The 24,596-nt window shown below is 72.5% G+C and carries 25 protein-coding genes; 10 read left to right on the forward strand and 15 right to left on the reverse strand.

What is annotated here, in order from left to right:
- Window positions 1-10 precede the first annotated feature (10 nt).
- Window positions 11-421 carry a winged helix-turn-helix transcriptional regulator gene (locus tag ACBJ59_RS04925; protein WP_375108976.1) on the forward strand — a complete coding sequence of 137 codons (411 nt, stop codon included), beginning with the start codon at window positions 11-13 and terminating at the stop codon, window positions 419-421.
- A gap of 30 nt (window positions 422-451) precedes the next feature.
- Here the strand turns inward: ACBJ59_RS04925 and ACBJ59_RS04930 are convergent, their stop codons facing one another.
- Both ACBJ59_RS04930 and ACBJ59_RS04935 read right to left on the reverse strand, forming a co-directional pair.
- The gene (locus tag ACBJ59_RS04930) at window positions 452-613 is read right to left on the reverse strand and encodes a hypothetical protein (protein WP_375108977.1); all 162 of its coding nucleotides are present in this window, start codon (window positions 611-613) and stop codon (window positions 452-454) included.
- On the reverse strand, window positions 610-2,244 hold the full coding sequence (locus ACBJ59_RS04935) for a sodium:solute symporter family protein (RefSeq protein WP_375108978.1): 1,635 nt from the start codon (window positions 2,242-2,244) through the stop codon (window positions 610-612). The genes ACBJ59_RS04930 and ACBJ59_RS04935 overlap by 4 nt, the downstream gene beginning before the upstream one ends.
- Window positions 2,245-2,302: 58 nt before the next feature.
- Here ACBJ59_RS04935 and ACBJ59_RS04940 point away from each other — a divergent pair, with 58 nt between their 5' ends.
- Complete coding sequence (locus ACBJ59_RS04940) at window positions 2,303-3,082, forward strand: putative hydro-lyase (protein ID WP_375108979.1); 780 nt, start codon at window positions 2,303-2,305, stop codon at window positions 3,080-3,082.
- On the opposite strand, the gene ACBJ59_RS04945 is transcribed toward ACBJ59_RS04940, so the two are convergent.
- On the reverse strand, window positions 3,045-5,264 hold the full coding sequence (locus ACBJ59_RS04945) for an ATP-binding cassette domain-containing protein (protein ID WP_375108980.1): 2,220 nt from the start codon (window positions 5,262-5,264) through the stop codon (window positions 3,045-3,047). The two genes, ACBJ59_RS04940 and ACBJ59_RS04945, sit on opposite strands and share 38 nt — an antisense overlap.
- Before the next feature lie 51 nt (window positions 5,265-5,315).
- On the opposite strand from ACBJ59_RS04945, the gene ACBJ59_RS04950 reads away from it, so the two are divergent.
- A complete protein-coding gene (locus ACBJ59_RS04950; RefSeq protein ID WP_375108981.1) occupies window positions 5,316-5,927 on the forward strand; it encodes a TetR/AcrR family transcriptional regulator in 612 nt (203 codons plus the stop codon).
- On the opposite strand, the gene ACBJ59_RS04955 is transcribed toward ACBJ59_RS04950, so the two are convergent.
- Window positions 5,869-6,468: an AAA family ATPase gene (locus ACBJ59_RS04955; RefSeq protein ID WP_375108982.1), complete on the reverse strand. Its 600-nt coding sequence runs from the start codon at window positions 6,466-6,468 to the stop codon at window positions 5,869-5,871. The genes ACBJ59_RS04950 and ACBJ59_RS04955 overlap by 59 nt on opposite strands.
- Window positions 6,469-6,568: 100 nt before the next feature.
- On the opposite strand from ACBJ59_RS04955, the gene secY reads away from it, so the two are divergent.
- A complete protein-coding gene (gene secY, locus ACBJ59_RS04960; protein ID WP_375108983.1) occupies window positions 6,569-7,852 on the forward strand; it encodes a preprotein translocase subunit SecY in 1,284 nt (427 codons plus the stop codon).
- Between the two features lie 13 nt (window positions 7,853-7,865).
- On the opposite strand, the gene ACBJ59_RS04965 is transcribed toward secY, so the two are convergent.
- The 4 genes from ACBJ59_RS04965 to ACBJ59_RS04980 form a co-directional block, all read right to left on the reverse strand.
- Complete coding sequence (locus tag ACBJ59_RS04965; protein WP_375109517.1) at window positions 7,866-8,516, reverse strand: response regulator; 651 nt, start codon at window positions 8,514-8,516, stop codon at window positions 7,866-7,868.
- A gap of 128 nt (window positions 8,517-8,644) precedes the next feature.
- Complete coding sequence (locus ACBJ59_RS04970; RefSeq protein ID WP_375108984.1) at window positions 8,645-9,832, reverse strand: sensor histidine kinase; 1,188 nt, start codon at window positions 9,830-9,832, stop codon at window positions 8,645-8,647.
- Window positions 9,833-9,876: 44 nt separating this feature from the next.
- A complete protein-coding gene (locus ACBJ59_RS04975) occupies window positions 9,877-10,266 on the reverse strand; it encodes a PPOX class F420-dependent oxidoreductase (RefSeq protein WP_375108985.1) in 390 nt (129 codons plus the stop codon).
- A gap of 57 nt (window positions 10,267-10,323) precedes the next feature.
- Window positions 10,324-11,232: an aryldialkylphosphatase gene (locus ACBJ59_RS04980; protein WP_375108986.1), complete on the reverse strand. Its 909-nt coding sequence runs from the start codon at window positions 11,230-11,232 to the stop codon at window positions 10,324-10,326.
- Between the two features lie 149 nt (window positions 11,233-11,381).
- Between ACBJ59_RS04980 and ACBJ59_RS04985 the strand changes: the two genes are divergently transcribed.
- Window positions 11,382-11,837: a TIGR02611 family protein gene (locus ACBJ59_RS04985; RefSeq protein WP_375108987.1), complete on the forward strand. Its 456-nt coding sequence runs from the start codon at window positions 11,382-11,384 to the stop codon at window positions 11,835-11,837.
- Window positions 11,838-11,913: 76 nt separating this feature from the next.
- On the forward strand, window positions 11,914-12,861 hold the full coding sequence (locus ACBJ59_RS04990) for a hypothetical protein (RefSeq protein ID WP_375108988.1): 948 nt from the start codon (window positions 11,914-11,916) through the stop codon (window positions 12,859-12,861).
- On the opposite strand, the gene ACBJ59_RS04995 is transcribed toward ACBJ59_RS04990, so the two are convergent.
- On the reverse strand, window positions 12,856-13,176 hold the full coding sequence (locus tag ACBJ59_RS04995; RefSeq protein WP_043632105.1) for a co-chaperone GroES: 321 nt from the start codon (window positions 13,174-13,176) through the stop codon (window positions 12,856-12,858). The two genes, ACBJ59_RS04990 and ACBJ59_RS04995, sit on opposite strands and share 6 nt — an antisense overlap.
- An 85-nt stretch (window positions 13,177-13,261) precedes the next feature.
- Here ACBJ59_RS04995 and ACBJ59_RS05000 point away from each other — a divergent pair, with 85 nt between their 5' ends.
- Window positions 13,262-13,876, forward strand: coding sequence for a DUF1349 domain-containing protein (locus ACBJ59_RS05000; protein WP_375108989.1), 615 nt, complete (start codon window positions 13,262-13,264; stop codon window positions 13,874-13,876).
- Here the strand turns inward: ACBJ59_RS05000 and ACBJ59_RS05005 are convergent.
- Window positions 13,863-14,786: an endonuclease/exonuclease/phosphatase family protein gene (locus ACBJ59_RS05005; RefSeq protein WP_375108990.1), complete on the reverse strand. Its 924-nt coding sequence runs from the start codon at window positions 14,784-14,786 to the stop codon at window positions 13,863-13,865. The genes ACBJ59_RS05000 and ACBJ59_RS05005 overlap by 14 nt on opposite strands.
- Window positions 14,787-14,849: 63 nt before the next feature.
- Between ACBJ59_RS05005 and ACBJ59_RS05010 the strand changes: the two genes are divergently transcribed.
- Window positions 14,850-16,106 (forward strand): ArgE/DapE family deacylase, encoded by a 1,257-nt coding sequence (locus ACBJ59_RS05010; RefSeq protein WP_375108991.1) that lies wholly within the window; start codon window positions 14,850-14,852, stop codon window positions 16,104-16,106.
- Here the strand turns inward: ACBJ59_RS05010 and ACBJ59_RS05015 are convergent.
- Window positions 16,057-17,349 carry an FAD-dependent oxidoreductase gene (locus ACBJ59_RS05015; RefSeq protein WP_375108992.1) on the reverse strand — a complete coding sequence of 431 codons (1,293 nt, stop codon included), beginning with the start codon at window positions 17,347-17,349 and terminating at the stop codon, window positions 16,057-16,059. The two genes, ACBJ59_RS05010 and ACBJ59_RS05015, sit on opposite strands and share 50 nt — an antisense overlap.
- Before the next feature lie 124 nt (window positions 17,350-17,473).
- Between ACBJ59_RS05015 and ACBJ59_RS05020 the strand changes: the two genes are divergently transcribed.
- Window positions 17,474-18,082 (forward strand): TetR/AcrR family transcriptional regulator, encoded by a 609-nt coding sequence (locus ACBJ59_RS05020; RefSeq protein WP_375108993.1) that lies wholly within the window; start codon window positions 17,474-17,476, stop codon window positions 18,080-18,082.
- A 15-nt stretch (window positions 18,083-18,097) separates the two neighbouring features.
- Here ACBJ59_RS05020 and ACBJ59_RS05025 read toward each other — a convergent pair whose 3' ends face one another.
- From ACBJ59_RS05025 to ACBJ59_RS05035, 3 genes are read right to left on the reverse strand one after another with little or no spacing between them, the layout of a single operon-like run.
- On the reverse strand, window positions 18,098-18,904 hold the full coding sequence (locus ACBJ59_RS05025) for an ABC transporter ATP-binding protein (protein ID WP_375108994.1): 807 nt from the start codon (window positions 18,902-18,904) through the stop codon (window positions 18,098-18,100).
- Complete coding sequence (locus ACBJ59_RS05030) at window positions 18,904-19,911, reverse strand: FecCD family ABC transporter permease (protein ID WP_375108995.1); 1,008 nt, start codon at window positions 19,909-19,911, stop codon at window positions 18,904-18,906. The genes ACBJ59_RS05025 and ACBJ59_RS05030 overlap by 1 nt, the downstream gene beginning before the upstream one ends.
- Window positions 19,908-20,969: a FecCD family ABC transporter permease gene (locus ACBJ59_RS05035; protein ID WP_375109518.1), complete on the reverse strand. Its 1,062-nt coding sequence runs from the start codon at window positions 20,967-20,969 to the stop codon at window positions 19,908-19,910. The genes ACBJ59_RS05030 and ACBJ59_RS05035 overlap by 4 nt, the downstream gene beginning before the upstream one ends.
- A 104-nt stretch (window positions 20,970-21,073) precedes the next feature.
- On the opposite strand from ACBJ59_RS05035, the gene ACBJ59_RS05040 reads away from it, so the two are divergent.
- Complete coding sequence (locus ACBJ59_RS05040) at window positions 21,074-22,090, forward strand: ABC transporter substrate-binding protein (RefSeq protein ID WP_375108996.1); 1,017 nt, start codon at window positions 21,074-21,076, stop codon at window positions 22,088-22,090.
- Between the two features lie 9 nt (window positions 22,091-22,099).
- Here the strand turns inward: ACBJ59_RS05040 and ACBJ59_RS05045 are convergent, their stop codons facing one another.
- Window positions 22,100-24,520 carry a helicase-associated domain-containing protein gene (locus ACBJ59_RS05045; RefSeq protein ID WP_375108997.1) on the reverse strand — a complete coding sequence of 807 codons (2,421 nt, stop codon included), beginning with the start codon at window positions 24,518-24,520 and terminating at the stop codon, window positions 22,100-22,102.
- Between the last annotated feature and the right edge of the window lie 76 nt (window positions 24,521-24,596).

Here is a 24,596-nt window from a genome sequence, read left to right on the forward strand (position 1 = left end):
CAGGTACCTGATGGATACCACCTTTCCCGATCTCCGGAGCTTCGGCGGCGCCGACGCCTTCCTCCAGGAGTGCAAGCCCCGCACCGTGCTCGACATCTTCACCAACAAGTGGACCGGGCTCGTCATGGGAGCGCTGCTCGACGGGTCCAGGCGGTTCAACGAGCTGCGCAGGATGCTCGACGGCATCACCCAGAAGATGTTGTCGCAGACCCTGCGCACCCTGGAGCGCGACGGCCTGGTCACCCGCACCGTCTACCCGACGATCCCGCCCAGGGTCGACTACGAGCTCACCGACCTCGGCCGCAGCGCGATCGGCGTCCTCCAGGCCATCGGCGCCTGGGCGGGCGAGCACGCCGACCAGGTGCACGCCGCCCGGCAGGCGTACGACGAGCGGGCCAAGGAGCCGGTCAGAGCCGTCTGAACGCCCACGACGAGCGGGCCGAGGAGCCGGTCAGAGCCGTCTGAACCGGGCCCACGCCACGAAGGCGCCGCCGAACACGGCCATGGCCAGGCCCGTCCACAGGTTGATCGCGCTGCCCAGGGCGCCCACCACGATCAGGATCACGCCGTACAGCAGGAACAGCCCGCCGATCATCATCCGGAGGTCGCTCACAGGATCACCCCGTACATCAAGGCCGCCAGGACGACCGCGCCGGTGCCGAGCAGCACGGGCGAGCGGTACCACCGCGCGTCCCCGGCCAGCGCGTCGTCCTCCAGGTCCACGGCGCTGAGCCCGTACACCAGCCCGCGCAGCTCCTCGGCCGGCTTCGGCGTGGTGAACAGCGTGACCACCACCGACACCACCACGTCCACGAAGAAGGCCAGGCCCGCGCCCCAGAAGCTGGCGTTCAGCTCGGTGCCGAAGTCCACCAGCCCCGCCTTGTACGACAGGTACGAGGCGAAGGCGGCCACCGTGCCGGCGAGCAGCCCCCAGAACCCCGCCCACGGCGTCATCCGCCGCCAGAGCAGCCCCACGATGAACGTCGCGAACAGCGGCGCGTTGAAGAACGAGAACAGCGTCTGCAGGTAGTTCATGATGTTGGAGTAGCCGGCGGCGATGAACGCCGTGCCCACCCCCAGCGCCACGCCCGCCACGGTCGCGATCCGGCCCACGCGCACGTAGTGGCTGTCGTCGCGGTCCCGCGCGAGGTGCGCCTGCCAGATGTCGTTGGTGAACACCGTGTTGAACCCGCTGATGTTGGCCGCCATCCCCGCCATGAACGAGGCCAGCAGCCCGGTCACGGCGATCCCCAGCACCCCGTTCGGCAGCAGGTCGCCCATGAGCACCGGGATCGCGTAGTTGTACTCCCGCTGCTGCCCCCACCCGCTGAACAGCACGAGCGCGATCAGGCCGGGCAGCACCGTCACCAGCGGGATGAGGATCTTCGGGAACGCGGCGACGATCGGCGTCAGCCGGGCCGCGTTCGTGTTCCTGGCCGACAGGGCCCGCTGCACCTCGGCGAAGTTCGTCGTCCAGTAGCCGAACGACAGCACGAACCCCAGCCCGAACACGATCCCGATCCAGTGCGCCTGCATCGGGTTGTCACCGGTCGCCGTGTTCGCCCAGGTGTGCAGGCCGCCCTCGCCGAGGGTGCTCTGGCGTACCTTCTCGAACAGGCCGGAGAAGCCGCCCACCTTGATCAGCCCGAGCACGGTGAGCGGGATCAGGCCGGCGAGGATCACGAAGAACTGCAGGACCTCGTTGTAGATCGCCCCGGAGAGCCCGCCGAGCGTGATGTAGGTCAGCACGATCACCGCCGACACCACCACCGAGACCACCAGCGGCCAGCCCAGCAGTAACTCGATGACCAGCGCCAGCGCGTAGAGGTTGACCCCGGCGATGAGGACCTGCGCGACCGCGAACGTGATCGCGTTCAGCAGCTGGGTGGCCCCGTTGAAGCGCCTGCGCAGGAACTCGGGGACGCTGCGCACCTTCGAGCGGTAGTAGAACGGCATCATCACGATGCCGAGGAACACCATCGCCGGCACCGCGCCGATCCAGTAGTAGTGCAGCGTCATCGCGCCGTACTGCACGCCCTGGGCCGCCATGCCGAGGATCTCGATCGCGCCCAGGTTCGCCGACACGAACGCCAGGCCGGTGATCCACGCCGGCAGCCCGCGCCCGGCCAGGAAGAAGTCCAGGCTGGAGCTGATCCGTTTTCGTGCGGCGAACCCGATGGCGAGCACGGTGGCGAAGTAGATCGCGATGAGGACGTAGTCGAGGAGGTTCACGTCGAGTCGCACGGCCACCCCGCTACCCCGAAGGTGGACCGGTGAACGCCGCTCACTTTACTGTCAGAGGGTGGATGTCGCCGATCTGAGTCCCGCCCAGGCGCGGGAGCGCTTCCGCGCCGGCGAGCGCAGGCCCACCGCCGGCTGGTGCCGGGGCTGGGCCCAGGCCAATCTCATCGCCGTGCCCAGCGAGCTGCGGTACGAGCTGCTGCTGTTCGCCCACCGCAACCCCCAGGCGTGCCCGGTGCTCGACGTGGGGGAGCCCGGCGCCTGGTCCACCACGCTGTTCACCGGCGATCTCCGTACGGACCTGCCCGGCTACCGCCTCTACCGCGACGGCGCGGCGGTCGCCGACGTCGGGGACGTGGTGGCGGAGTGGCGCGCGGACCTGGTGCCGTTCCTCATCGGCTGCAGCTTCACCTTCGAGCGGGCGCTGCTGGCCGCCGGGGTGCCGGTGCGGCACCTGGAGGCGGGCACGAACGTGCCGATGTACGTCACCGACGTGCCCTGCGAGGCCACCGGCCGCCTGTCGGGCCCGCTCGTCGTCTCGATGCGGCCGGTGCCCGGCGAGCTGGTGAAGACCGCCGTCGAGGTGAGCGGCCGCTACCCGATGGTGCACGGCGCGCCTGTGCACACCGGCGACCCGGCCGGGATCGGGATCGCCGACCTGGCGCGGCCCGACTACGGCGACCCCGTGGAGGTGCGGGCGGGGGAGGTGCCGCTCTTCTGGGCCTGCGGGGTGACGCCGCAGGCGGCGGTGCTGGCCAGCGGCGTCGAGTACGCGATCGGCCACCTGCCGGGCCATATGGCGATCATGGACGTCCGCGACGACCACTATCTAGTGACTTGACGAGATATTTCGCCGTGTAGGTGGATGCTTCGGTCAGCTGGGCCGGGGTGCCCTCGAACACCACCCTGCCCCCGTGCTGCCCGGCCTCCGGACCGAGGTCGATCACCCAGTCGGCGTGCTTGACCACGTCGAGGTCGTGCTCCACCACGATCACCGTGTTGCCCTCGCCCACCAGCCGGTCGAGCAGCGCCAGCAACGTGTCGACGTCGGCCATGTGCAGGCCCGTGGTCGGCTCGTCGAAGACGTACACCTGACCGTGCTCGCGCAGCCGGTGCGCCAGCTTCAGCCGCTGCCGCTCCCCGCCCGACAACGTGCTCAGCGGCTGCCCGAGCGTCAGGTAGCCGAGCCCCAGCTCGCCCAGCCGGGCCACGCCCGGCAGGTCGAACGCCGCCGCCGCCTCGTCCGCCGTCATCGCCAGCACGTCCGCGATCGTCCGCCCGCCCACCGTGTACGACAGCGCCTCCGCGTTGTACCGGCTGCCCCCGCACAGGTCGCACACCCGCGTCACCGGGTCCATGAACGCCAGGTCGGTCCTGATCTCGCCGCGCCCCTTGCACACCGGGCACGCCCCGGCCGAGTTGAAGCTGAACATCCCCGGCGCCACCCCGTTGGCCTCGGAGAACATCCTGCGCAGCGGGTCCATCGCGTTCAGGTAGGTGGCGGGGGTCGAGCGGGCGGAGGCGGCGATGGCCGACTGGTCGATCAGGACGGTCCCCGGGTGCCGAGCCACCAGCTCCTGCCGCATCAGCGTGCTCTTGCCCGACCCGGCCACCCCGGTCACGGCGGTGAGCACGCCGAGCGGCACGCGTACGGTGACGTCCTTGAGGTTGTGGGCGCTCGCGCCCGCCACGGTCAGCCACCCGGACGGCTCGCGCACGCGCTCCTTGAGCCCGGTCGTGCGCCGCAACATGCGGCCGGTCAGCGTGCCGCCCGAGGTCAGCCCGGCCACCGTGCCCTCGAACACCACGCGCCCGCCGTCGGCGCCCGCGCCCGGCCCCAGGTCGACGACGTGGTCGGCGAGCGTGATCAGGTCGCGGTCGTGCTCGACCACCAGCACCGTGTTGCCCTTGTCGCGCAGCTCCACCAGCAGGTCGCCGAGGCGGTGCACGTCGCGCGGGTGCAGGCCGACGCTGGGCTCGTCGAAGATGTAGGTCATGCCGGTCAGGCTGCTGCCCAGGTTGCGCACGGTCTTGAGCCGCTGCGCCTCGCCGCCCGACAGCGTCGGCGTCTCGCGGTCGAGGCTGAGGTAGCCCAGCCCGATGGCGTCGATCCGGCGCAACGACTCCACGGCCGCCTCCGCGACCGGGTCGCCGAGGCGTTCGAGCACCTCGATGAGGTCGCTGACCTCCATCGCGGCGTAGTCGGCCAGATTGCGGCCGCCGATCCGGGAGGCCAGGGCGGCGGCGTCGAGCCGGGCGCCGCCGCAGGTCCCGCAGGTGCGCTCGCGTACGTACGGCCGGGCCTCGGCGTCCACCTGCTCGCGGGCCCGCTTGAGGTAGAGCCGGTCGAAGCGGACCACCACGCCCTCGTAGGTGCTCATGTACTCGCCCCGCCTGACCTTGAACCCGCTCCCGTGCAGCAGCAGCTCCCGCTCCCGATCGGTGAACTCGCGCAGCGGCTTGTCCGGGTCGAACAGCCCCGAGGTGGCGTAGATCTGCCACGGCGCCGTGCCCACCGGGTGCAGGGCCAGCGCGCCCTGGTTGAGCGACAGCTCGGGGTCGATCAGCCGGTCGAGGTCCAGCTCGACCGTCCGGCCCAGGCCGTCGCAGCCCGGGCACATGCCCTGCGGGTCGTTGAAGCTGTAGGCCGTGGCCGGGCCCGCCGACGGCTCGCCGCGCCGCGAGAACAGCACCCGCAGCAGCGCCTGGACCTCGGTCATCGTACCCACCGTCGAGCGGGCCCCGCCGCCGACCGGCTTCTGGTCCACGACGACGGCCGCCGTCAGGTTCGACATGCGCTCGGCCCGGGGCCGCTCGTGCTTGGGCAGCCGGTTCCGGACGAACGCGCTGAAGGTCTCGTTGAGCTGTCGCTGCGACTCGACGGCGATCGTGCCGAACACGATCGACGACTTGCCGGAGCCCGACACGCCGGTGAACACCGTGAGCCGCTCCTTGGGCAGGCGCAGCGAGACGTCCTTGAGGTTGTTCTGCCGCAGTCCGGTCAGCTCGATGTCGCGCGACACGTGCCTACCTCCCATAGCTTTGGCTACTACTATTAGCTTAAGCTATCCGGCATGGCAGACATTCCCGACCGCCGGGCCCGGCGGAGAGCCGAGACGCAGGCCGAGATCTTGCGCATCGCGCTCGACGTGATGGCGGAGGAGGGGGTCGCGGGGCTGAGCCTGGCGACCGTGGCCAGGCGGCTGGGGGTGCGGCCGCCCTCGCTGTACAAGTACTTCCCGTCCCGGCACGCGGTCTACGACGCGCTGTTCAAGCTCGGGCAGGAGGGCTATCTGGCCGCCGTACGCGGGCCGGGGGAGCCGGGGCTGCGCGGGATGGGGGCCTCGCTGGAGGCCGGCGCCCGGTGGATCATGGACAACCAGGTGCTGGCGCAGCTCCTGTTCTGGCGGCCGGTGCCCGGATTCACCCCGTCGCCGGAGTCGTACGCGCCCGCCCTGGCCATCCACGAGCACTTCGCCACGCTGATCAGGGACGCCGTCGAGCGCGGCGAGCTGCATCCGGACGCCGCCGGCGAGGAGGGCCTGGCGCTGGCCGCGAGCCTGATCGCCGGGCCGATCTCCCAGCAGCTCGCCAACGAGCCCGACGCCACCTACGAGGAGGGGCGCTTCACCCGGCTCGTTCCCCGGCTGCCGGCCGTGTTCGCGGCGGTATACCCGCCGCCGTGAGCTGCCGCCCGACCGGCGCCGCGCCCCGCCGGTTGTCGACCTCCAGATACGGTACGGCCGGCGGCTCGTCCACCCGGATGTTCCGCAGGTAGTCGCCGAACGCCGCCAGCTTGCCCGCGTCCCTGGCCAGCCCCCTGGCCAGCAGCCGCTCGCGCAGCGTCGGCCCGTCGGAGCGGACCCACAGCAGGCGCACCGGCGGCCCGCCCAGCTCCGCCACCCACTCCGCCCACCGGGCCGCGTCGTGCACCTGCGTGGTGAACGGGCCGTCCAGCACGACCGGGCAGCCGTGCTCGCGGACCTGCCGGGCGATCGCGGTCAGGCCGGCGTACTCGTGCCGCTTGACGTGCTCGTCGTACCAGGGGCCCTCGCGCTCGCCGTCCGGGCGGCCGTGGGCGCGCAGCACCTCCGCCACGATGCCGCCGTAGACGGTGTCCTTGTCGAGCAGGGCGGGCACGGGGGACAGGCGGCCGAGCAGCTCGGCCGCCACCGTCGACTTCCCGGCCCCCGGTGGCCCGCTGATCACCCAGACGGCAGCGCTCATACGATCAACCTACGGTGTGCCGGGATACGCGGATTCGCGTACACGGGTGCCTCGTCTGAGCGGACGACCCCGCCCCGGCCCTCGGCCAGACTCCTTGCCCATGCTGACCGTCTTGACGCGGGCGTTCCGAACCCCGGAGCTGCGCCGGAAAATCCTGTTCACCCTCGGGCTCATCGGCCTGTTCCGGCTGGGGCAGGTCATGCCCGCGCCGGGGGTGGACGTGGTGGCCGTGCGCGAGTGCGTCGGATCCGCCACCGGTGGCGTGTTCGACATGGTGCAGATGCTCAGCGGGGGCGCGATGCTGCAGCTCTCGGTGTTCGCGCTCGGCGTGATGCCCTACATCACCGCCAGCATCGTCATGCAGCTCCTGTCCGTGGTGGTGCCCCGCCTGGACACCCTCAGGAAGGAGGGCAAGCAGGCCAAGATCACGGAGTACACCCGCTACCTGACCGTCGCCCTCGCCGTCCTGAACGCCGGCACGGTCGTCGCGCTGGCCCGCGCCGGCCAGCTGCTGCCCGGGTGCTCCCGGCCGCTGCTGCGCGACGAGGGCCTGCTCGCCGTGACGGTGATCGTGTTGACCATGGTGGCGGGGGCCTGCGCGGTCATGTGGCTGGGCGAGCTGATCACCGAGCGGGGGATCGGCAACGGGATGTCGCTGCTGATGTTCACCCAGGTCGTGGCGGTCTTCCCGGCGTACATGTCGAAGATCTTCGTGCTGAGCCCGGTGAGCTTCGTGGTGATGATCGTGTCGGGGCTGTTCCTGGTGGCGGCCGTGGTGTTCGTGGAGCAGGCGCAGCGGCGGGTGCCGGTGCAGTTCGCCAAGCGGATGGTGGGGCGGCGCATGCACGGGGGACAGAGCACCTACATCCCGATGAAGGTGAACCAGGCCGGGATCGTGCCGGTCATCTTCACCAGCTCGCTGCTGTACCTGCCGACGCTGGCGGCGCCGCTGCTGGGGGCCGAGGCGCGGGCGTGGGTGGAGCTCAACCTCACCTCGGGGACGCATCCGGTCTACATGCTCGTGTACGTGCTGCTCATCGCGGGGTTCGCCTACTTCTACGTGTCGATCACCTTCAATCCCGTGGAGGTGGCCGACGGCGTGCGCCGGTTCGGGGGGTTCGTGCCGGGGATCCGGCCCGGGCGGCCGACGGCGCAGTACCTGGCGTACGTGCTGTCCCGGCTGACCGCTCCCGGGGCGGCGTACCTGGCGGTGCTGGCGCTGCTGCCGCTGATGGCGTTCGCGATCCTGAAGGACCCGGGGACGCAGCAGAACTTCCCGTTCGGGGGGACCAGCGTGCTGATCATGGTGGGGGTCGGGCTGGACACCGTGAAGCAGGTCGAGGCCCAGCTCCAGCAGCGCAACTACGAGGGTTTCCTCAAGTAGCCGCGCGCCTGGTTCAGGCGGGGAGGGCGAGCCCCGCCCGCATGGCGAACACCACGAGCTGGGCCCGGTCCCTGGCGTGCAGCTTCACCATGGCGCGGCTGACGTGGGTGCGCACGGTGTCGGGACTGATCGTCAGCTCCCCGGCGATCTCCTCGTTCGATCGCCCGGTGGCCACCCACGCCACCATCTCCCGCTCGCGGGGCGTGAGCGTTTCGATGCCCTCGACCGGCTCGGCGCCGTGCCGGCCGAACAGCCCGATCACCTTCCTGGTGATGGCGGGCGACAGCAGCGCCTCCCCGGCGGCGACCACGCGCACGGCGTTGACCAGCTCGTCGGGGGCGCTGTCCTTGAGCACGAAACCGCTGGCCCCGGCCTGGAGGGCGGCGAAGACGTACTCGTCCACGGCGAACGTCGTCACCACGACGATCCGGGTGCCGCGCAACCCGGGGTCCCCGGCGATGGCCCGCAGCGTGGCCAGGCCGTCCATGCCCGGCATGCGGATGTCGAGCAGCAGGACGTCGGGTCTGGTCCGGCGGATCAGCGCCAGCGCCGCCTGCCCGTCACCCGCCTCCCCGGTGCACTCCATCCCGGGCTCCCGCTCCAGCAACGCCCGCAACCCCATCCGGACGACGGCCTGATCGTCGGCGATGGCCACCCTGATCACGCTCTCCCCGGGTCGGCTCGCGGCGTCGCGAACGCCTTCCGCTGGTCGGCTCGCGGAGTCGCGTACGCCCTCCGGCGGTCCGCTCGCGGCGTCGCGCACGTCGTCTGCCGGTCCGCTGCTGGGGCCGTTCACGCTTGGACCTGCGGGAACCTGGCCACCACCCGGAAGCCGCCCCCTTCGCGGGGCCCGGCGGCGAAGTGGCCGCCCGCCTCGGTCACTCCGGCCCGCATCCCGGCCAGCCCGCGCCCTTCGACCACACCCGCCCACCCGGGACCGGTCGGCCCGGTGCCGGCCGGCTCGGGGTGCGTCCGGGCGGCGCCCTGGTCGGACACCTCCAGCACGAACTCCCGCGGATCCGCGACCGCCCGCACGAGCGCCCTGGTCGGGCCCGCGTGCCGCAGCACGTTGGTGAGCGACTCGCGCACCACCCGGTAGACGGCACCCTGAAGGTGAGCGGGCACCACCAGGTTCGCGGGCTCGACGTCCACCGGCAGGCCCGCCGCCCGGACACCGTCGATGAGCCCGGCCAGGTCGCCACCCGGCGGGTCGATCCCGTCGAGCGCGGCCCGCAACTGCTCGAGCGCCGTCGTGCTGGTCTCCCTGATCGCCTGCAACGAGGCCCGCGCCTGCTCGGGGTCGTCGTCGAGCGTGACGAGCGCGATCCCGGCCTGCATGGCGATGGCGGCCAGCCCGTGCCCGGCCGCGTCATGCACCACCCCGGCGATCCTGGCCCGCTCCGCCGCGACCGCGTCCACGGCGTGCGAGAGCGCACCACCGCCCCGCTGCGCCCCACCGACCAGCCCATCCGGCCCGGCGGCAACCGGCCCGGTCGCCACCGGCGCTGTGGCGGGTGGAGCTGCGCTGCCGGGGGCGGCGGGCGGGGCGGCGGGCGGGCCGTTGTCGTGCGTGGGCCACGGTGTCTTGACCTGGACGGGCCGGACCGAGGGGATCCGCCAAGCCGCCCTCCCGTGCGCCACCCCGGCCACCGTGCCCTGCCGGGCGGCCCCGTGGCGGGCGGTCTTCGCCGCGCCCTGACGCGCGGACGACCCCTCGCGGACGGCCTGCGCGACCTCCCCCGGAGGGTGGTCGCGGGTGGCGGCGGCGGGGGAGTGGAGGTGCGGCGGCTCGGTGTCGGCGGCGGCCGCCGCGGCGGCCGCGCGGGCCTGGGCGAGGCCGCTGAAGGACCACGGAACGGCCAGCCATCCGGCCCAGGCCAGCATCAACACGACCGGCACGTCGCCCAGCCGGCTCAACCGCGACAGCGCGGTGAGCGGCCTGCGCGGACGCCCGTCCTTCCGCGTCTCCTCGGTCGCCATCCCCCACCCGCCCAGGCTCGTGTAGCCCCGATCCTAGCGAGCTTTCACACCGTCCGGCTCTGCCGAGGCCCGTCCAGACCCCACGAGATGATCTTGTTCGGGCTGATCCGGATGATCTCCCGGGAGAAGTACGGCAGGGGCGGCTCCGCGTCCGTCAGCGCCTGCGCCGTGCCCCGGATCTCGATGCCCCGCGCCACCCACGGGTCGACCGAGGCGAGGTCGTCCACGACGAGCGCGACCGTGCTGCCCTTCTGGACGTTCCTGAACTTCTTGGACTTGCCGAGGGCGTGCCCGCCGATGACGATCGTGCCGCCCTCCGCGTCCAGGAAGAAGCCCACGGGGTTGTTCTGCACCTGCCCGTCGGGCGTGACCGTGGCCAGGCGGGCGAGCCGCTGTCCGGCCAGATATTCGATTTCCGCTGGTGAAAAGACCATGCCGGTCAGTCTGCAACCTTGACATCGGTTGAGGTCAAGCCGCGGACGGGATCCGGGTCAGGCGAGTCCCTCGGTCAGCCAGCGCAGCGGGTTGTCGTGCGTGACCAGGCGGATCACGTCCTCGCCGGCGCCCGCCTCGCTCAGGCGCGGCAGCAGCTCGTCGAACAGGTGGGCGTACCCCGGCCCCCCGTACCTGCGCACCTGCGCCACCCGGCTCAGTCCCGTGCTGATCAGCAGGCGGTCGGCGTGGCCGTCCTCGATGAGGCCGAGTGCGATCCTGGCCACCAGGTCCGGGCCGAGGCCGAGCAGGCCCAGGCTCACGTACGCGCCCGCCTCGGCGATCTTCCTGGCCGCGCCCAGGTCGGTGCCCGCGTAGCCGACGGCCACGCGGGAGGCCGGCAGGTTCTGGCCGAGCAGGATCTCCAGCAGCGCCAGGGCGTTCCTGCCGTGCGTGGCGACGGGCAGGCGCGAGCGCAGGGAGGCGCGCGCGGCGGCGACCAGGCAGCGCTCCTCGCGCGCCGTGGGCTCGGCGCCCCAGCTCCCGACCTCGCCGATCACGCCGGGGAACACCCCCGTGCCGTCCACGCCGCTGACGATCTCCTCCATCAGCCGGGAGGTGAGCGCGTCCACGCCCTCGTCGCCGACGTCCGTGAACGGCTCGGCGAACAGGCCGGTCGAGGCGATCACCGGTACGCGGCTGCCGGCCGCGATCCGGGCCAGGGCGGCGGCGTCACGTCCCGTGCCCATGCACGTCAGGTCGACCACCAGGCCGAGCCCGCCGGACTGGCGCAGCTCCCGGAGCTCGCCGGTGACGGTGGTCTCCTCGTCGAGCCAGCGGTAGGGGTCGGAGTCGATGCCGACCGCCCAGCGCATGTCGGTGCGCAGGTGCTCATGGGGAAGGACGGCACCCTCGACGGCGGCCGCGCGTACAGGGCCGGTGACGGTGCGGAGCAAAACCTCGGGCATACCAGACATTAACCGACGTTTGCCGGAAAGGTCCTGATCAGACAGGAAATTTTACTCAATATGGCGTTTGGTGATTTGCTACCCGGCTGCAAGTGGGCACAGCGGCGGGAGCCGTATCCTGGGTGGCACACCGACTGCCGGGGGGAATTGTGGCGATTCAGAACTCCGACACCGGCGATGCCGACGTGATCAAGGACGAGGCCGCCGGGCACTCCGGCATGCCCGAGCGCCGCACCGGCATCCAGGGCTGGCTGGACGGGATCCGGTCCACCCGCACCGGTGCGCTCACGCTGAAGATCGTGATCGGCGTCATCGGGACCGTCATGGTGGCGGGCGGGCTGGTCATGGTGCCGTTCCCGGGGCCGGGGTGGCTGGTCGTGTTCGCCGGGCTGGCGGTGCTGGCCACGGAGTTCCACTGGGCGCACAAGGCGCTGGAGTTCGGCAAGCAGACGCTGCACGCCTGGACGGAGTGGTACAAGCGGCAGGGCTGGACCGTCCGCATCATCGTGCTCGTCGTGACGGTGGCCGTCGCCGGCGTGATCGTCTACTTCGGCCTGCGCACGCTCGGCATCGACGTGATCGAGATCGCGCAGCGCTTCGTCTGACGGCCCTTCCGGTCCCATCCAGACCCGGTCGTTATCGCGCCCGGAATCTCGGGGACCGCCCGCCTATCCTGCGGGCGTGATCGCTCAACTCGCCGTCGCGCTGTCCCTGACCGTCGCCGCGCCCCTTCCCGCGCAAGCGCCCCTCCCCGTAGGGGCGGATCTGGTGCTGCCGGGCACTGGTGGCGTGAAATATCGCGAAAAAGCGGGCGATCCGGTACGCCTCGCCTCCTATGGACTCGGCACCAAGCGCACCTACCTCAGAGCCGCCACCGGCAACGCCTTCGCCTGGGAGAAAACCCTGTCCGAGGTGTCCGTCTCGCCGGGCAACCGCCTGACGGCAGGCGTGCCCGCCGCGTACCGGTCCGGCTACGACACCCTGCTCGTCACCGACCGCACCACCGGCCGCACCTCCGCCGTCCGCACGGTGAAGAGGCCGATGACCGCCTCCTACGCCTCGTGGTCACGCGACGCCAAGCGCGTCGCGCTCACCGTCGAGCGCAAGGTGGGCGGCAGGTGGCGGGTGCTCGGCTTCACGGTCGTGGACGTGGCCGCCAAGACCGCCCGCACGGTGCGGGTCTCCGGCCTGAGCGCGGACGCGGGTTTCTGGTGGAGCCCCGACGGCAACCTCGTCACCAGGTACGGCACCGGCCTGCGCGTCCACCGGCCCTCCGACGGCGCGGTCGTGCGCACGTACGCGGGCGCCGGCCTGCCGACGGGCCCGGAAGACCCCTTCTCCCCGTCGGGCAAATGGCTGGCCACCTGGTGCCCGTCGCGCTTCAAGGAGCAGCTCTGCCTGGTCGACCACGCCACGGGCAGGATCGTCCAGCGGGTGAGCGCGCGGCCGGAGGCGTTGTTCGGCTGGTGGGACGACAGCCACCTGGTCGCCGTCACGGCCCACCGGGGCGCCTACCGCCTGTCGGTCCTCGACCTGCGGGGCAAGGTCACGCGCGTGCTCGCCGACCTGCCCGCCGGAACGTGGGCCAAGGACCTGTGGCTCTCCTTCAGCCGGGTGACGCCGTCATAGGTAGAGGCCGGTGCCGTGGTCGGTCTCCTGGGTGGCCACCGCGTGCAGGTCGCGCTCGCGCATCACCAGATAGACCTTGGCGTGCACCTCCACCTCGAACTGGTCCTCGGGGTTGAACAGCACCTTGTCGCCCACCTTGACCGAGCGCACGTTCGTGCCGACGCCGCAGACCTCGCCCCAGGCGAGCCGGTTGGCCATCTTGACCGTCGCGGGGATGACGATCCCGGAGCCGCTGCGCCGCTCCTCGGCCTCCTGCTCCAACCTGATCATGACCCGGTCGTGCAGCATCTGAATCTCGAACTTGGGCTCTACCACAGGCCCAAGTTTACGAGCAGGCGAACGCGCAGGTCTCCAGGACGGCGACGCGGGCCGCTTACACCTGTCGCGCGATCGTGGCAGGATGGCCGTCATGATCATGGCCTTCGGCGAGACCGGCTGGGAATGGCTGAACGTACCGCGCGAATGGGCCGCCGACGACGGCCTGAGCCTGTTCTGCGACCCCGGCACGGATCTGTGGCGCGAGACCCACTACGGCTACTCCTACGACACGGCCCACCTGTTCGGCCGCACGGTCCCCGGCGACGCGCGCCTGACGGTCACCTTCTCCGGCGACTACGCCGAGCAGTACGACCAGGCGGGCGCCGTGCTGAGGATCGGCCAGGACGACTGGATCAAGGCCGGGGTCGAGTACGTCGACGGCGGCTTCCACCTCAGCACGGTCGTGACCAGGGGGTTCTCGGACTGGTCGGTGCTCCCGCTGGGCCGCTCGGCGCGGCGGGTGACCTTCGGCCTGGAGCGGGCGGGCGACGCGGTGACCGTGCGCTACGGCCTCGACGACGACCCGCCCGAGACCATGCTCCGCCTGGCCTACTTCCCGCCGGGGCGGCCCGCGCTGGCCGGCGCCATGGCGGCCGCGCCCGTCGGCAAGGGGGTTCGCCGTCCGCTTCAGCGACATACAGATCAGCGAGGCGCCCAGGGAATCCTGAGCCGGGCGAAGCTGGTCAGGGGAGCCTGAGCCGGGCGAAGACCGGGCGGTGGTCGGTGCGCGCCAGCGCCGCCACCTCGAAGCCGAGCACCGCCATCCGCGAGTCAGCCAGCACGTGGTCGATCGTCACGCCGGGCGAGTGCGTCCACGACGACCCCTGCGGCCAGGTCGCCCGGAACCCGAGCCCCATCACGTCGGCCGCGTCCCGGTAGCCGGAGTCCAGCAGGTCCCGCATCGGCAGGTGGTCGAGCGTGGCGTTGAAGTCGCCCGCCAGCACCCGCAGCGCGTCACCGCCGGCACGGGGCAGCGCGTCCAGCCCGCCCTGCCAGCACGGTTGCCGCCCGGTGCGCTTGGGCGCGCACGGATGCACCGACACGATCTCGATCCGGGCCCCGTCCGGATGCGTCAGCCAGGCCCTGGCCTGCCCGAAGGAGCCCAGCTTGATCAGCCCGCCGTCCTTGAGCGGGTGCCGCGCGTACACGGCGGACCCGCCCACGCCGGGCACCGGCCGGGTCACGGCGTGGGCCAGCGCGCGGCGCAGCCCCGCCTCCTCCAGCCGCCGCATGGAGCCCGGGGTGAACTCCTGCAGCGTCAGCACGTCCGGCTTCAGCCTGGTGACCAGCGCCATCAGCTGGTCGGTGTCCGCCTGGCCGACCATCAGGTTGGCCGCGAGCACCCGCAGCTCCGGCCCCTTCGCGTCGGGGTTGCCGTCGGTGAGCGCGCGGGGCAGCACGGCCGGCACCATCGCCAGCACCGACACCAGCGCGACCGTGCCCGCCGCCCACCGCCGCAGCGCGCAGGCCAGCACCAGCCCGAGCCCGGCCGCGCACACCGCGTACGGCGTGTACGCCACCAACGGCACCCACGGCCAGTCCGGCTCGAACCCGCTCAGCCGCACCACCGCCCACAGGGCGAAGGGCACCACCACGATCCAGCTCATCCATGTACGCACGCCCCTGTATCGCCACAAGTCCCGATTCGAGTTCATGAGAAGGTGTGCACCATGCACGACGTGGAAGCCCGGGTCCTGACCGCCATCGACGAACCCGAGACCGTGAACCTGCTGGCCGAGACCGTCCGGGTCCCCAGCGTCACCGGCACCGACGCCGAGTCCGACCTCCAGCACCGCCTCGCCCGCCTGCTCACCGAGGCCGGCATGGACGTGGACGTCTGGAAGCTCGACCTCCCCGCACTGACCGCCCGCCCCGGATTCCCCGGCACCGAGGCCCCCAGGACCGAGGGGTACGGCGTCGCGGCCGTCACCCCCGGCGGCGAGGGCCCGCCCGCGCTCGCGCTGCAGGGCCACGTGGACGTCGTGCCGACCGGGGACCTGGCCAAGTGGGAGGGGAGCGACCCGTTCGCCGCTCGGATCACCGGCGACGTGCTGCACGGAAGGGGCGCGTGCGACATGAAGGCCGGTCTGGTCGCGAACCTGGCCGTGGCCCGGGCCGTCCACAAGGCGGGCATCAGGCTGGCCAGGCCGCTGGCCGTGCACTGCGTGATCAGCGAGGAGGACGGCGGGCTCGGCGCGTTCGCCACCCTGGCCAGGGGCCACACGGCCGAGGCCGCGGTCATCAGCGAGCCCACCAGCGGCGCGGTCATCACCGCCAACGCGGGGGCGCTGACCTTCCGGCTGGAGATCGCCGGGCGGGCCGCGCACGGCGCCACCCGGTACGAGGGGGTCAACGCGATCGAGGTGTTCTGGCCGGTGTTCGAGGCGATCAGGCGCCTGGAGGCCGAGCGCAACCGCGACGTCCACGGGCTGTTCGGTGGCAACGCGATGCCGTACCCGATCGAGGTCGGGACCGTGCGCGCGGGCGACTGGGCCAGCACCGTGCCCGACCTGCTGGTCGCCGAGGGGCGGCTCGGGGTGCGGCTGGACGAGGACCCGGCGGCGGCGCGGGCGGCGTTCGAGGAGGCGGTCATGGAGGTGGCGCACCCGTGGCTGCGCGGCAACCCGCCGGTGGTGACGTGGCCGGGCGGGCAGTTCGCCAGCGGCCGGCTGCCCGCGGGGCACGAGCTGCTGGAGCAGGTCGGCCGGGCGGTCGAGGACACGACGGGCGCGCGGCCGGCCGAGGCGGCGGCGCCGTACGGGAGCGACCTGCGGCTGTACGCGGCGGGCGGGATCCCGACGCTGCACTACGGCCCCGGGGACGTGCGGTTCGCGCACGCCCCCAGGGAGCAGGTCGAGCTGAGCGAGCTGCGCGCGGTCACGCGGGCACTGGCACTGCTCGCTGTGCGCCGCTGCGCAGCACTCTGATCAGCGCGGCGGGGGCCATCAGCGCCGGCGGCGGGTCGTACAGGTTCGTCACCCGCAGGAAGCGCCGCGTCAGCTCGGGGTCGCGCGCGGCGGCCGCGTGGAAACGGTCGAGGTAGGCGCCCACCATCCGCATCTTCGGCGTCAGGTTGCCTTCCACCCCGGGCATCCGCAGGTCGCCGCCGACCGTGATCTCCCAGGGCGTGTCCACGATCCCGGCGATCCGCCGGAAGAACGGCAGGGGGTTCAGGTCCGGGTCGAGCAGCGCCCTGGCCTCCATGGCGGCGACCGTCATGCCCTGGCCGTACAGGGGGTTGAACGCGCAGACCGCGTCCCCGGTGACCAGCAGGCCGTCGGGGAAGCGGGTCAGCCGCTCGTAGCGGCGCCGGAGCGCGGCCGGGGTGCGGTACGCGCGCGGCTCCCCGATCGGCTCGGCCAGGTTGACCAGGTGGTGCAGGTCGGGGGCCGGCAGGGTGGCGGCGTAGGCGGCGAAGCCGTCCAGGGTGAGCGGCGGGCCCTCGCCGTACCCGACCAGGGTCACGATCCAGCGGTCGTCCTCCAGCGCCAGCGCCACCCCGGCCCGCGGCGCGCCGGGCGTGGGGCCGACGATGACCACCAGGTCCCCGTTGAGGTGGTCGTGGCGGCGGCGGAACTCGTACGTCCCGTAGCGCACGTCGATCGGCACGTGCTCCTCCTGCGGCGGCCGGTAGCCCAGCTCGGCCAGCCATGCGGGCGTGCGCGAGCCGCGCCCGGCGGCGTCCACGACGAGATCGGCCGGGATCAGCTCGCCGTCGGCGAGCCGCACCCCCGTGACCCGGCCCTCCTGGGACAGCAGGCCGGTGACGACGCGCTCGGACAGGATCCGCACCCCCGGCAGCCCGCCCACCCTGCGCCGTACCTGGCCTTCGAGCAGCGGCCGGCTCACCAGCAGCCCGGTCAGGCCGCTCTGTCCCCTGGCCAGCCGGTGCCCGGCGTGGATGTGGCGGGCCTGCTCCTGCAGGTCCCCCTTGAGCGCTCCCTGCGCGACGAGTTCGGCCGTGATGCCGGGCAGCAGCTCGTCCATGACCTCGCGGCCCTTGGCGAGCAGGCCGTGCGCGTGACGGCTCTGCCCGACGCCCCGGCGGTGCGAGTCCACCGCCGGGAGCGCGTCGCGGTCGAGCACCGTGACCCTGGCGAACAGGCGGTGCAACGCCGCCGCGGACAGCAACCCCGACATGCTCGCGCCGATGACGACGGCATGGTCCATTTCGATTCCCCCTGAAAAGGTGTTCTGAGCATTCGGCAGAGGGTCTCCCGTGGACGGCCGGGCCTCCACGTCCTTTGGCACGTTCCCGTAGCGTCTTCGGCACTGCGCATTGACTAGAGTCCGGATGGTGCGGGAAACGTCGCTGGAACTGCTCATGAGCCGCCCCGTCCAGGAGCGCGCGGACGCGGCGCGCAACAGGGAGAAGGTGCTGGCCGCGGCCGCCCGCCTGTTCGCGGAGAAGGGCGTGGACGCGGTCTCGATGGACGCCGTCGCGGCGGAGGCCGGCGTGGGCAAGGGGACGCTCTTCCGGCGGTTCGGCGACAAGTCGGGGCTGGCGGTGGCGCTGCTGGACTCCCGCGAGCGCGACCTGCAGCAGCGCATCCTGTCCGGCCCGCCGCCCCTCGGCCCCGGGGCTCCCGCGCGGGAGCGGCTGGCCGCGTTCGTGGCCGCGTACCTGGACTACCTGTTCGCCCACCTCGACCTGGTGCGCATGTCGGAGACGGCCAGCCCGGGGGCGCGCTACCGCATCGGGGCCTACTGGTTCTGGCACCGGCACGCGGCGATCCTGCTGGCCGAGGCCCGGCCGGCGGGGCCCGGGAGCGACGCCGACCTGCTGTCCCACGTGCTGCTGGCCGCCATGGGCGCGGAGGTCGCGGCGATGCTCAAGGACGACTACGGCCCGGACCGCGCGATCCGGGCCGTCCTCACGGTGGCCACCGCCCTGACCTCTTGAGCTCTTCCGGAAGGGTCAGGAGGAGGTGGCGGGCACCCGGCGCCGCGCCTCGGGGACGATGAGCGGGGTGCCCGACTGCGGGTCCTGGATGATCTCGCACCGCAGGTCGAAAACCTGGTGGACCAGCTCGGGCGTGACGACCTCGGTCGGGTCGCCCTCGGCCACGATCTCGCCGCCCCGCATCACGATCAGGTGCGTGGCGTACCGGCAGGCCTGGTTGAGGTCGTGCAGCACGGCCACCATGGTCCGCCCGGCCTCGTGCAGGTCGGCGCAGAGGTCGAGCACCTCGATCTGGTGGGAGATGTCCAGGAACGTGGTCGGCTCGTCCAGCAGCAGGATCGGCGTCTCCTGCGCCAGCGCCATGGCCAGCCACACCCGCTGCCGCTGCCCGCCCGACAGCTCGTCCACGATCCGGTCGGCCAGCTCCGAGACGTCGGTGGCGCGCATGGCCTCGGACACCGCCGCCTCGTCGGCCTTCGACCACTGCCGCATGAGCCGCTGGTGCGGGTAGCGGCCACGGGCCACCAGGTCGGCCACGGTGATCCCGTCGGGCACGATCGAGCTCTGCGGCAGCAGCCCCAGCCGCCGCGCGACCTCCTTCGACGGCAGCGACGTGATCACGCTGCCGTCCAGGTGCACGGCGCCCGTCCTCGGCTTGAGCATCCTGGCCAGCGCCCGCAGCAGGGTCGACTTCCCGCAGGCGTTCGGACCGATGATCACGGTGAAGGACTCGTCCGGGATCGCCACGCTCAGGTCGGTGGCCACGACCCGCTGGTCGTAGGCGAGGGTGAGCTCGGTGCCGGAGAGGCGGGAGGAGGCCATCAGTGGCGGTCCTTTCGCAGGAGCAGGACGAGGTACGTGCCGCCGATGGCGGCGGTCAGCACTCCGACGGGAAGCTGGGTGGGGGCGAGGATCCGCTGCGCGGCCAGGTCGGCGGCGGTCAGCAGCACGGCGCCCATGAGCGCGGAGGCGCCCAGAGTGACCCCGGGGGAGCGGGTGAGCCGCCGGGCGAGCTGCGGCGAGGCCAGCGCGACGAAGACGACGGGCCCGGCGGCGGCGGTGGCCACTCCGGACAGCAGCACGCCGGCCGTGATGGCCATCGCGCGCACGACCTCGACCCTGATGCCCATGGCCTTGGCCGAGTCGTCGCCCATCTCGATCATGCGCATCGGCCGGGTGATGTACGCGCACAGCGGCAGCAGCACGACCAGCGCCAGCGCGACGGGCATCGCGTGGTCCCACCCGCGCCCGCTCAGGCTGCCGGTGAGCCAGGCCCCGGCGGTGGCCGCGTCGTTGATGTTGGCCCGGGTCAGGATGTACGAGTTGAGCGCCAGCAGCAGCGCGTTGGCCCCGATGCCGACCAGGACCATCCGGTAGCCCTGCACGCCGCCCCGGTAGGCCAGCGCGTAGACCAGCGCGGCCGTCACCACGCACCCGGCCAGCGCGCCGCCGGCGACCATCGCGGCGGAGCCGCCCGCGACGACGGCGAGGATGCCGCCCGTGGAGGCGCCGGCGGTGAAGCCGATGAAGTCGGGGCTGCCCAGGGGATTCCTGGTGAGGCTCTGGAAGATGGCGCCGCTCACCCCGAACGCGGCCCCGACCAGCAGCCCCGTCACCACCCGGGGGGCGCGGAGCTTGGCGACGATGAGCTCGGCGACCGGGGTGCCCTGGCCGAAGAGCGCGGCGATGATGTCGGGCACGGGGACGGTGAACTCGCCCGTGGACAGCGCCGCCACGGTGACCCCGAACCCGACCACGAGCAGGATCGCGGTGACGAGCAGGGCGCGGGGCGCGAGCCGTACGGACCAGGTTCCGACGCGGACGTTCACAGCGCCGCCACCCGCTTCCGCCGGGCCAGCATGATGAAGATCGGCGCGCCGACCACCGCCCACACGATTCCCACCTGAACCTCGCCCGGCCGGGCGATGAGCCGGCCCACCACGTCGGCCCCCAGCAGCAGCACCGGCGCGGCCAGCGCCGAGTACGGCAGCACCCACCGCTGGTCGGGCCCCACCAGCGCGCGCACGGCGTGCGGCACGATCAGCCCGACGAACCACAGCGGCCCGGCGGCGGCCGTGGCCGCGCCGCACAGCAGCGTGACGGCCACGCCGGTCAGGATCCTGGTCCGGTTCACCGCCACGCCCAGCGCCTTGCCCGCGTCGTCGCCGAGCGCGAGCATGTTGAGCGGCCTGGCCAGCAGCAGGCCGAGCACCAGCCCGGCCACCATGAACGGCGCCAGCCGCACCACCGTGTCCTCCGTCTGCCCGGCCAGCGATCCGGTCAGCCAGAACCGCATCCGGTCGAAGGTCTGGGTGTCCATGCGCAGGATGGCCGAGGCCACCGCGGTGCACACCATGCCGAACGCCACCCCGGCCAGCGCCAGGCGTACGGGGCTGGAGCCCGAGCGGCCGGCGGAGGCCAGCGCGTAGACGGCGGCGGAGGCCAGCGCGGCCCCGCCGAAGGCGAACCACACGTACACCGTGGGGTCGGTGAGCCCGAACACGCCGAGCGCGAGCGTGACGCCCAGTGCGGCGCCCTCGTTGATGCCCAGCAGCCCGGGGTCGGCCAGCGGGTTGCGGGTCAGGCTCTGCATGAGCGCGCCGGCCAGCCCCAGCGTGGCGCCCACGCCGAGGCCGAGCAGCGTACGCGGGACCCGCAGCTCACGGATGACCGTGTGGTCGTTGGAGCCGTTCGGGGCCAGGAAGGCGTCGATCACCGTGGAGAACGACACCGAGCGCGCGCCGAGCGCCACGCTGGCCATCGCGACGAGCCCGAGCACCCCGAGCGTGACGACCAGGCCGGCGACCAGCACGGACGGGCGCCCCTTCGCCTTGCGCTCACCGCCCTCCCCGGGCGTGGCCCCCGGACCGGTGGCGGTCACCGCCATCTCCTCAGCCGGGCGCACCCGACCCCCTCTCGTAGCAAGTCAAACTTAGGCAAGGCTAATCTAATGGTCTTGCAAGAAGGCAAGCCTAACCTTAGGAGATGTGCATGTCGGGACCGGTACTGGCTCGCAGGGGCTTCCTGGCGGGCGCGGCAGGACTCGCGGCGGCCCTGACACTGGCGGCGTGCGGCGGCGACGGCGGCACGGGCGCCGCCCCCGCCGGCTCGGGCTCGGCGGCGGCCCCGGCCGCGCAGAGCTGGACGTTCACCGATGACCGCGACAAGAAGCTCGAGCAGCCCAAGGTGCCCTCCCGGGTCGTCGCCCAGGTGGGCGCGGCGGCCGCCCTGTGGGACTTCGGCGTGCGCCCGATCGGCGTGTTCGGCCCGCACAAGCTCAAGGACGGCAGCAAGGACCCGCAGGTCGGCAACGTGGACATCACCAAGGTCACGGGCCTGGGCAACGTGTGGGACGAGTTCAACGTCGAGCAGTACATCGCGCTCCAGCCCGACCTCCTGGTCAGCAGCATGTACATCAAGGGCACCCTCTGGTACGTGCCCGAGAAGTCCAAGGACACCATCGAGCAGGTCGCCCCCACCGTGGGCGTCATGCTCACCGGCAAGAGCGCCACGCAGGTGATCGGCAGGTACGAGGAGCTGGCCAAGTCCCTCGGCGCGAGCATGGAGGGCGTGCCCGAGGCCAAGGCCCGCATGGAGGCGGCCACCAAGGAGCTCGCCCAGTACAAGGACCTCAAGATCCTCATGGTGTCGGGCGGCGCGGACGCGCTCTGGGTGGTCAACCCGCCGGAGTATCCGGACATCGTGCACCTCAAGGACGCCGGTCTCGACGTCGTCACGCCCGCCAAGGTCGACGAGGGCGGCTTCTTCCAGACGCTGAGCTGGGAGAACGCCGACGAGTACGACGCCGACGTGATCCTCTACGACACCCGCACCCAGGCGCTCAAGCCCGAGGAGATGATGAAGAAGCCCACCTTCGCCAAGCTCCCCGCGGTCAAGGCCGGCCAGCTCTACCCGTGGAACGCCGAGGCGCCCTACAGCTATCAGGGTTACGCCGGCTTCCTCGAGGGCCTGGTGGCCAACCTGAAGAAGGCCCAGCCGCTCACGTAAGGGGCCCTTTCAGTAGGCCCCGCGCACCTCGACGATCTCGGCGAGGGGGAACTCCAGGTAGTCGCCTGCCTCCTCGCACCAGGCGTCCAGCGCGCCGCCCTTGAGCTCGCCGTGGCTGATCGTGGCGGTCAGCCCGTCGGTCAGCGTGATGCCGGCCCGCACGCCCCGGTCGACGACGAACCCGAGCAGCGACTGCTGCGCGGTCGGCAGCCGGGTCGCCATCCTGCCGATGATCGCCCACGTGCGGCCGCTCTTCTCGTCGTCCGGCCGGCCGGCGGACAGCAGGCGGCGGGCGTGCTCGTAGGGGTCGGGGGCCGGTTCGGCGAACATGTAGGGGGCCGCCTCCAGCTCCTCGATGCCGGGGAACTCCGACAGCTCGGCCACCTGCCCGCCCGGCAGCAGGATGAGCTTGCCGTTGGCGGGCTCCTCGGGCCTGGCCCGGTGGATGGTGATCTCGCCGGTGTCGGCGACCGGCACGGGGGAGTAGCCGACGTCGCGCAGCGCGGCCAGCGTGCGATCGGCCGGGGCCGTGCTCACCAGCACCGTGGGGGCCAGCAGCCGCAGGCCCAGCCGGCCCAGCCGCCGGTGGGCGGCGATCTCGGCCAGCAGGGCCGGGTCGGCGGCCTGCACGACGCACCCCACCGTGGTGACCGTCACCTCGCCGTGCCTGCGGGCGGTGTCGCGGACCAGGTATTCGAGCGGCTGCGGGATGGTGCCCACCCCGGCCAGCTCGTCGAGCAGGTCATCGGCCTCGTAGCCGTGGTCGAGCGCCCGCCGCACGCTCTCGGTGGTGAAACGCCACACCGAGGCCGCGCCCCGCGACTCGCGCTCGGCGGTCCGGTCGAGCAGCGCCGCCAGCTCCGCCGACGGCGGCCCCGTGACGACCGCGGTCAGGTCGGGCCCGAACAGCGCGCTCCTGCGCACGCTGGCCAGCGCCCGGGTGGCCGCCTCGGCCAGCACCGGGTCGTGCTCGACCATGGGGACGGCGTCGTCGTTCTCGTCTCCCGCCTTGGCGGTCAGCCCGGCCAGCGCCCGGCCGAGGTCGGTGAGCGCGTTGTTGGCCAGCAGCCCCAGCAGCCTGGCCTCGTCGAGCACCGCGGGCGCGCACTCGCGCAGCAGTGGCTGGTCGATCAGCGGCGCGTGCCAGTGGACGTTGTTCATCAGGCTGTCGCGGTCGGCGAAGGCCGTGCCGGACGGCAGGTGGGCCAGTGCGGAGATGACGGCCCTGCGCACCTGGGCGATCGCGCTGCCGGCCGGGTCGTCGCCGAGCACGGTGCCGTATTTGCCGTCGACCTTGCGCAGCGAGGAGCGCTCCATCCGCCACCACGCCGCCAGTAGCACCCGCAGCCGGGCCGAGCCCTCGTCGAGCCGCCAGCGGTCGAACCGCTCGGTGGGGATCATGCCGCCGGACGGCTCGTCCCAGGCCAGCAGCCGGGCCACCGTGCACACCTCGAGCAGCAGCCGCGTCTCGTCCTCGTCGCAGCCGGTCTCCTTGGCCACCCTGCGGACCTCGCGCACGCCCACGCCGCCGGTCTTGAGCAGCGGCAGCGGGGTCTTGGAGGCGTTGTCGAGCAGGGCCGCGCAGCGCTCGACCACGTGCGGCGCGGCCAGCGTCATCAGGTGGTCGACCTCCTCGGGGTCGACCGGGATCGCGGCCACCTCGGGCGCCACCGGGCGGTAGGCCGGGTGGTAGCCGGGGCCGCGCAGGCAGATCGCCACCTCGCGGGGGATCTCCGCGACGTGCCAGCTCGGCCGGAAGAGCAGGCCGTGGTCGGCGCACCACTTCTCCGGCGTGCCCGGGCTGACGAACCTCCCGCCGTCGACGTCGAGAGCGGGGCCCTCCCACGCGAACCGGTCGAGCAGCGGCACGGTGCCGTCAGGGGCGTTGCGCATCAGCGCCCTGATCCGCTCGAGGTCGCTGAGCGACTCGATGACGCGGGCGATCGTCCGGCGCTTGTTGCCGTGCGCGGGCAGCCCCAGGGCGCGGGCGAGCGAGTGCAGCGCGTCGTTGCTGATGGACCAGGAGTTGAGGTAGTGCTCCAGCGGCTCGCCCAGGCCGAGCGGCGCGGCCCACCAGCGCGTGACGCCCTCGGCGAGGTGGATCACTCCGTCGTCGTCCGGCCAGGCCAGCGCGTGGTCGTAGAGGTGCTCCAGCCAGGGGGTGACGTCTTCCGGCTCCATGCTGACGAAGCGCGCCAGCGTCTCGGCGGTGGGGCGGGTCATGGCCAGGGTGGTCTCGGCGAGCTGCAGGCAGGGCAGCGGCAGGCCGCGCAGCGTCTCCATCACGGCGAAGCCGTTGCCGAGCCGCTGGGCCAGAGTGTCCAGCCGCCTGGGCCAGGGCGCGGCGATGGCGTCGGGCCGGTTGGCCAGGATGCGGCCGAGCCGGTCCTCGTCTAGTGTTCGCAGCCAGCCGAGCAGGTGATCTTCCATCTGTCAGCACTCTCATGGGGTCGCGCGCGGGACTCACCGTGAGCCATGACCATCCACGGTAATGCAGATCACCCCC

It is taken from the genome of Nonomuraea sp. MTCD27, assembly GCF_041950495.1.
Taxonomy (GTDB): domain Bacteria; phylum Actinomycetota; class Actinomycetes; order Streptosporangiales; family Streptosporangiaceae; genus Nonomuraea.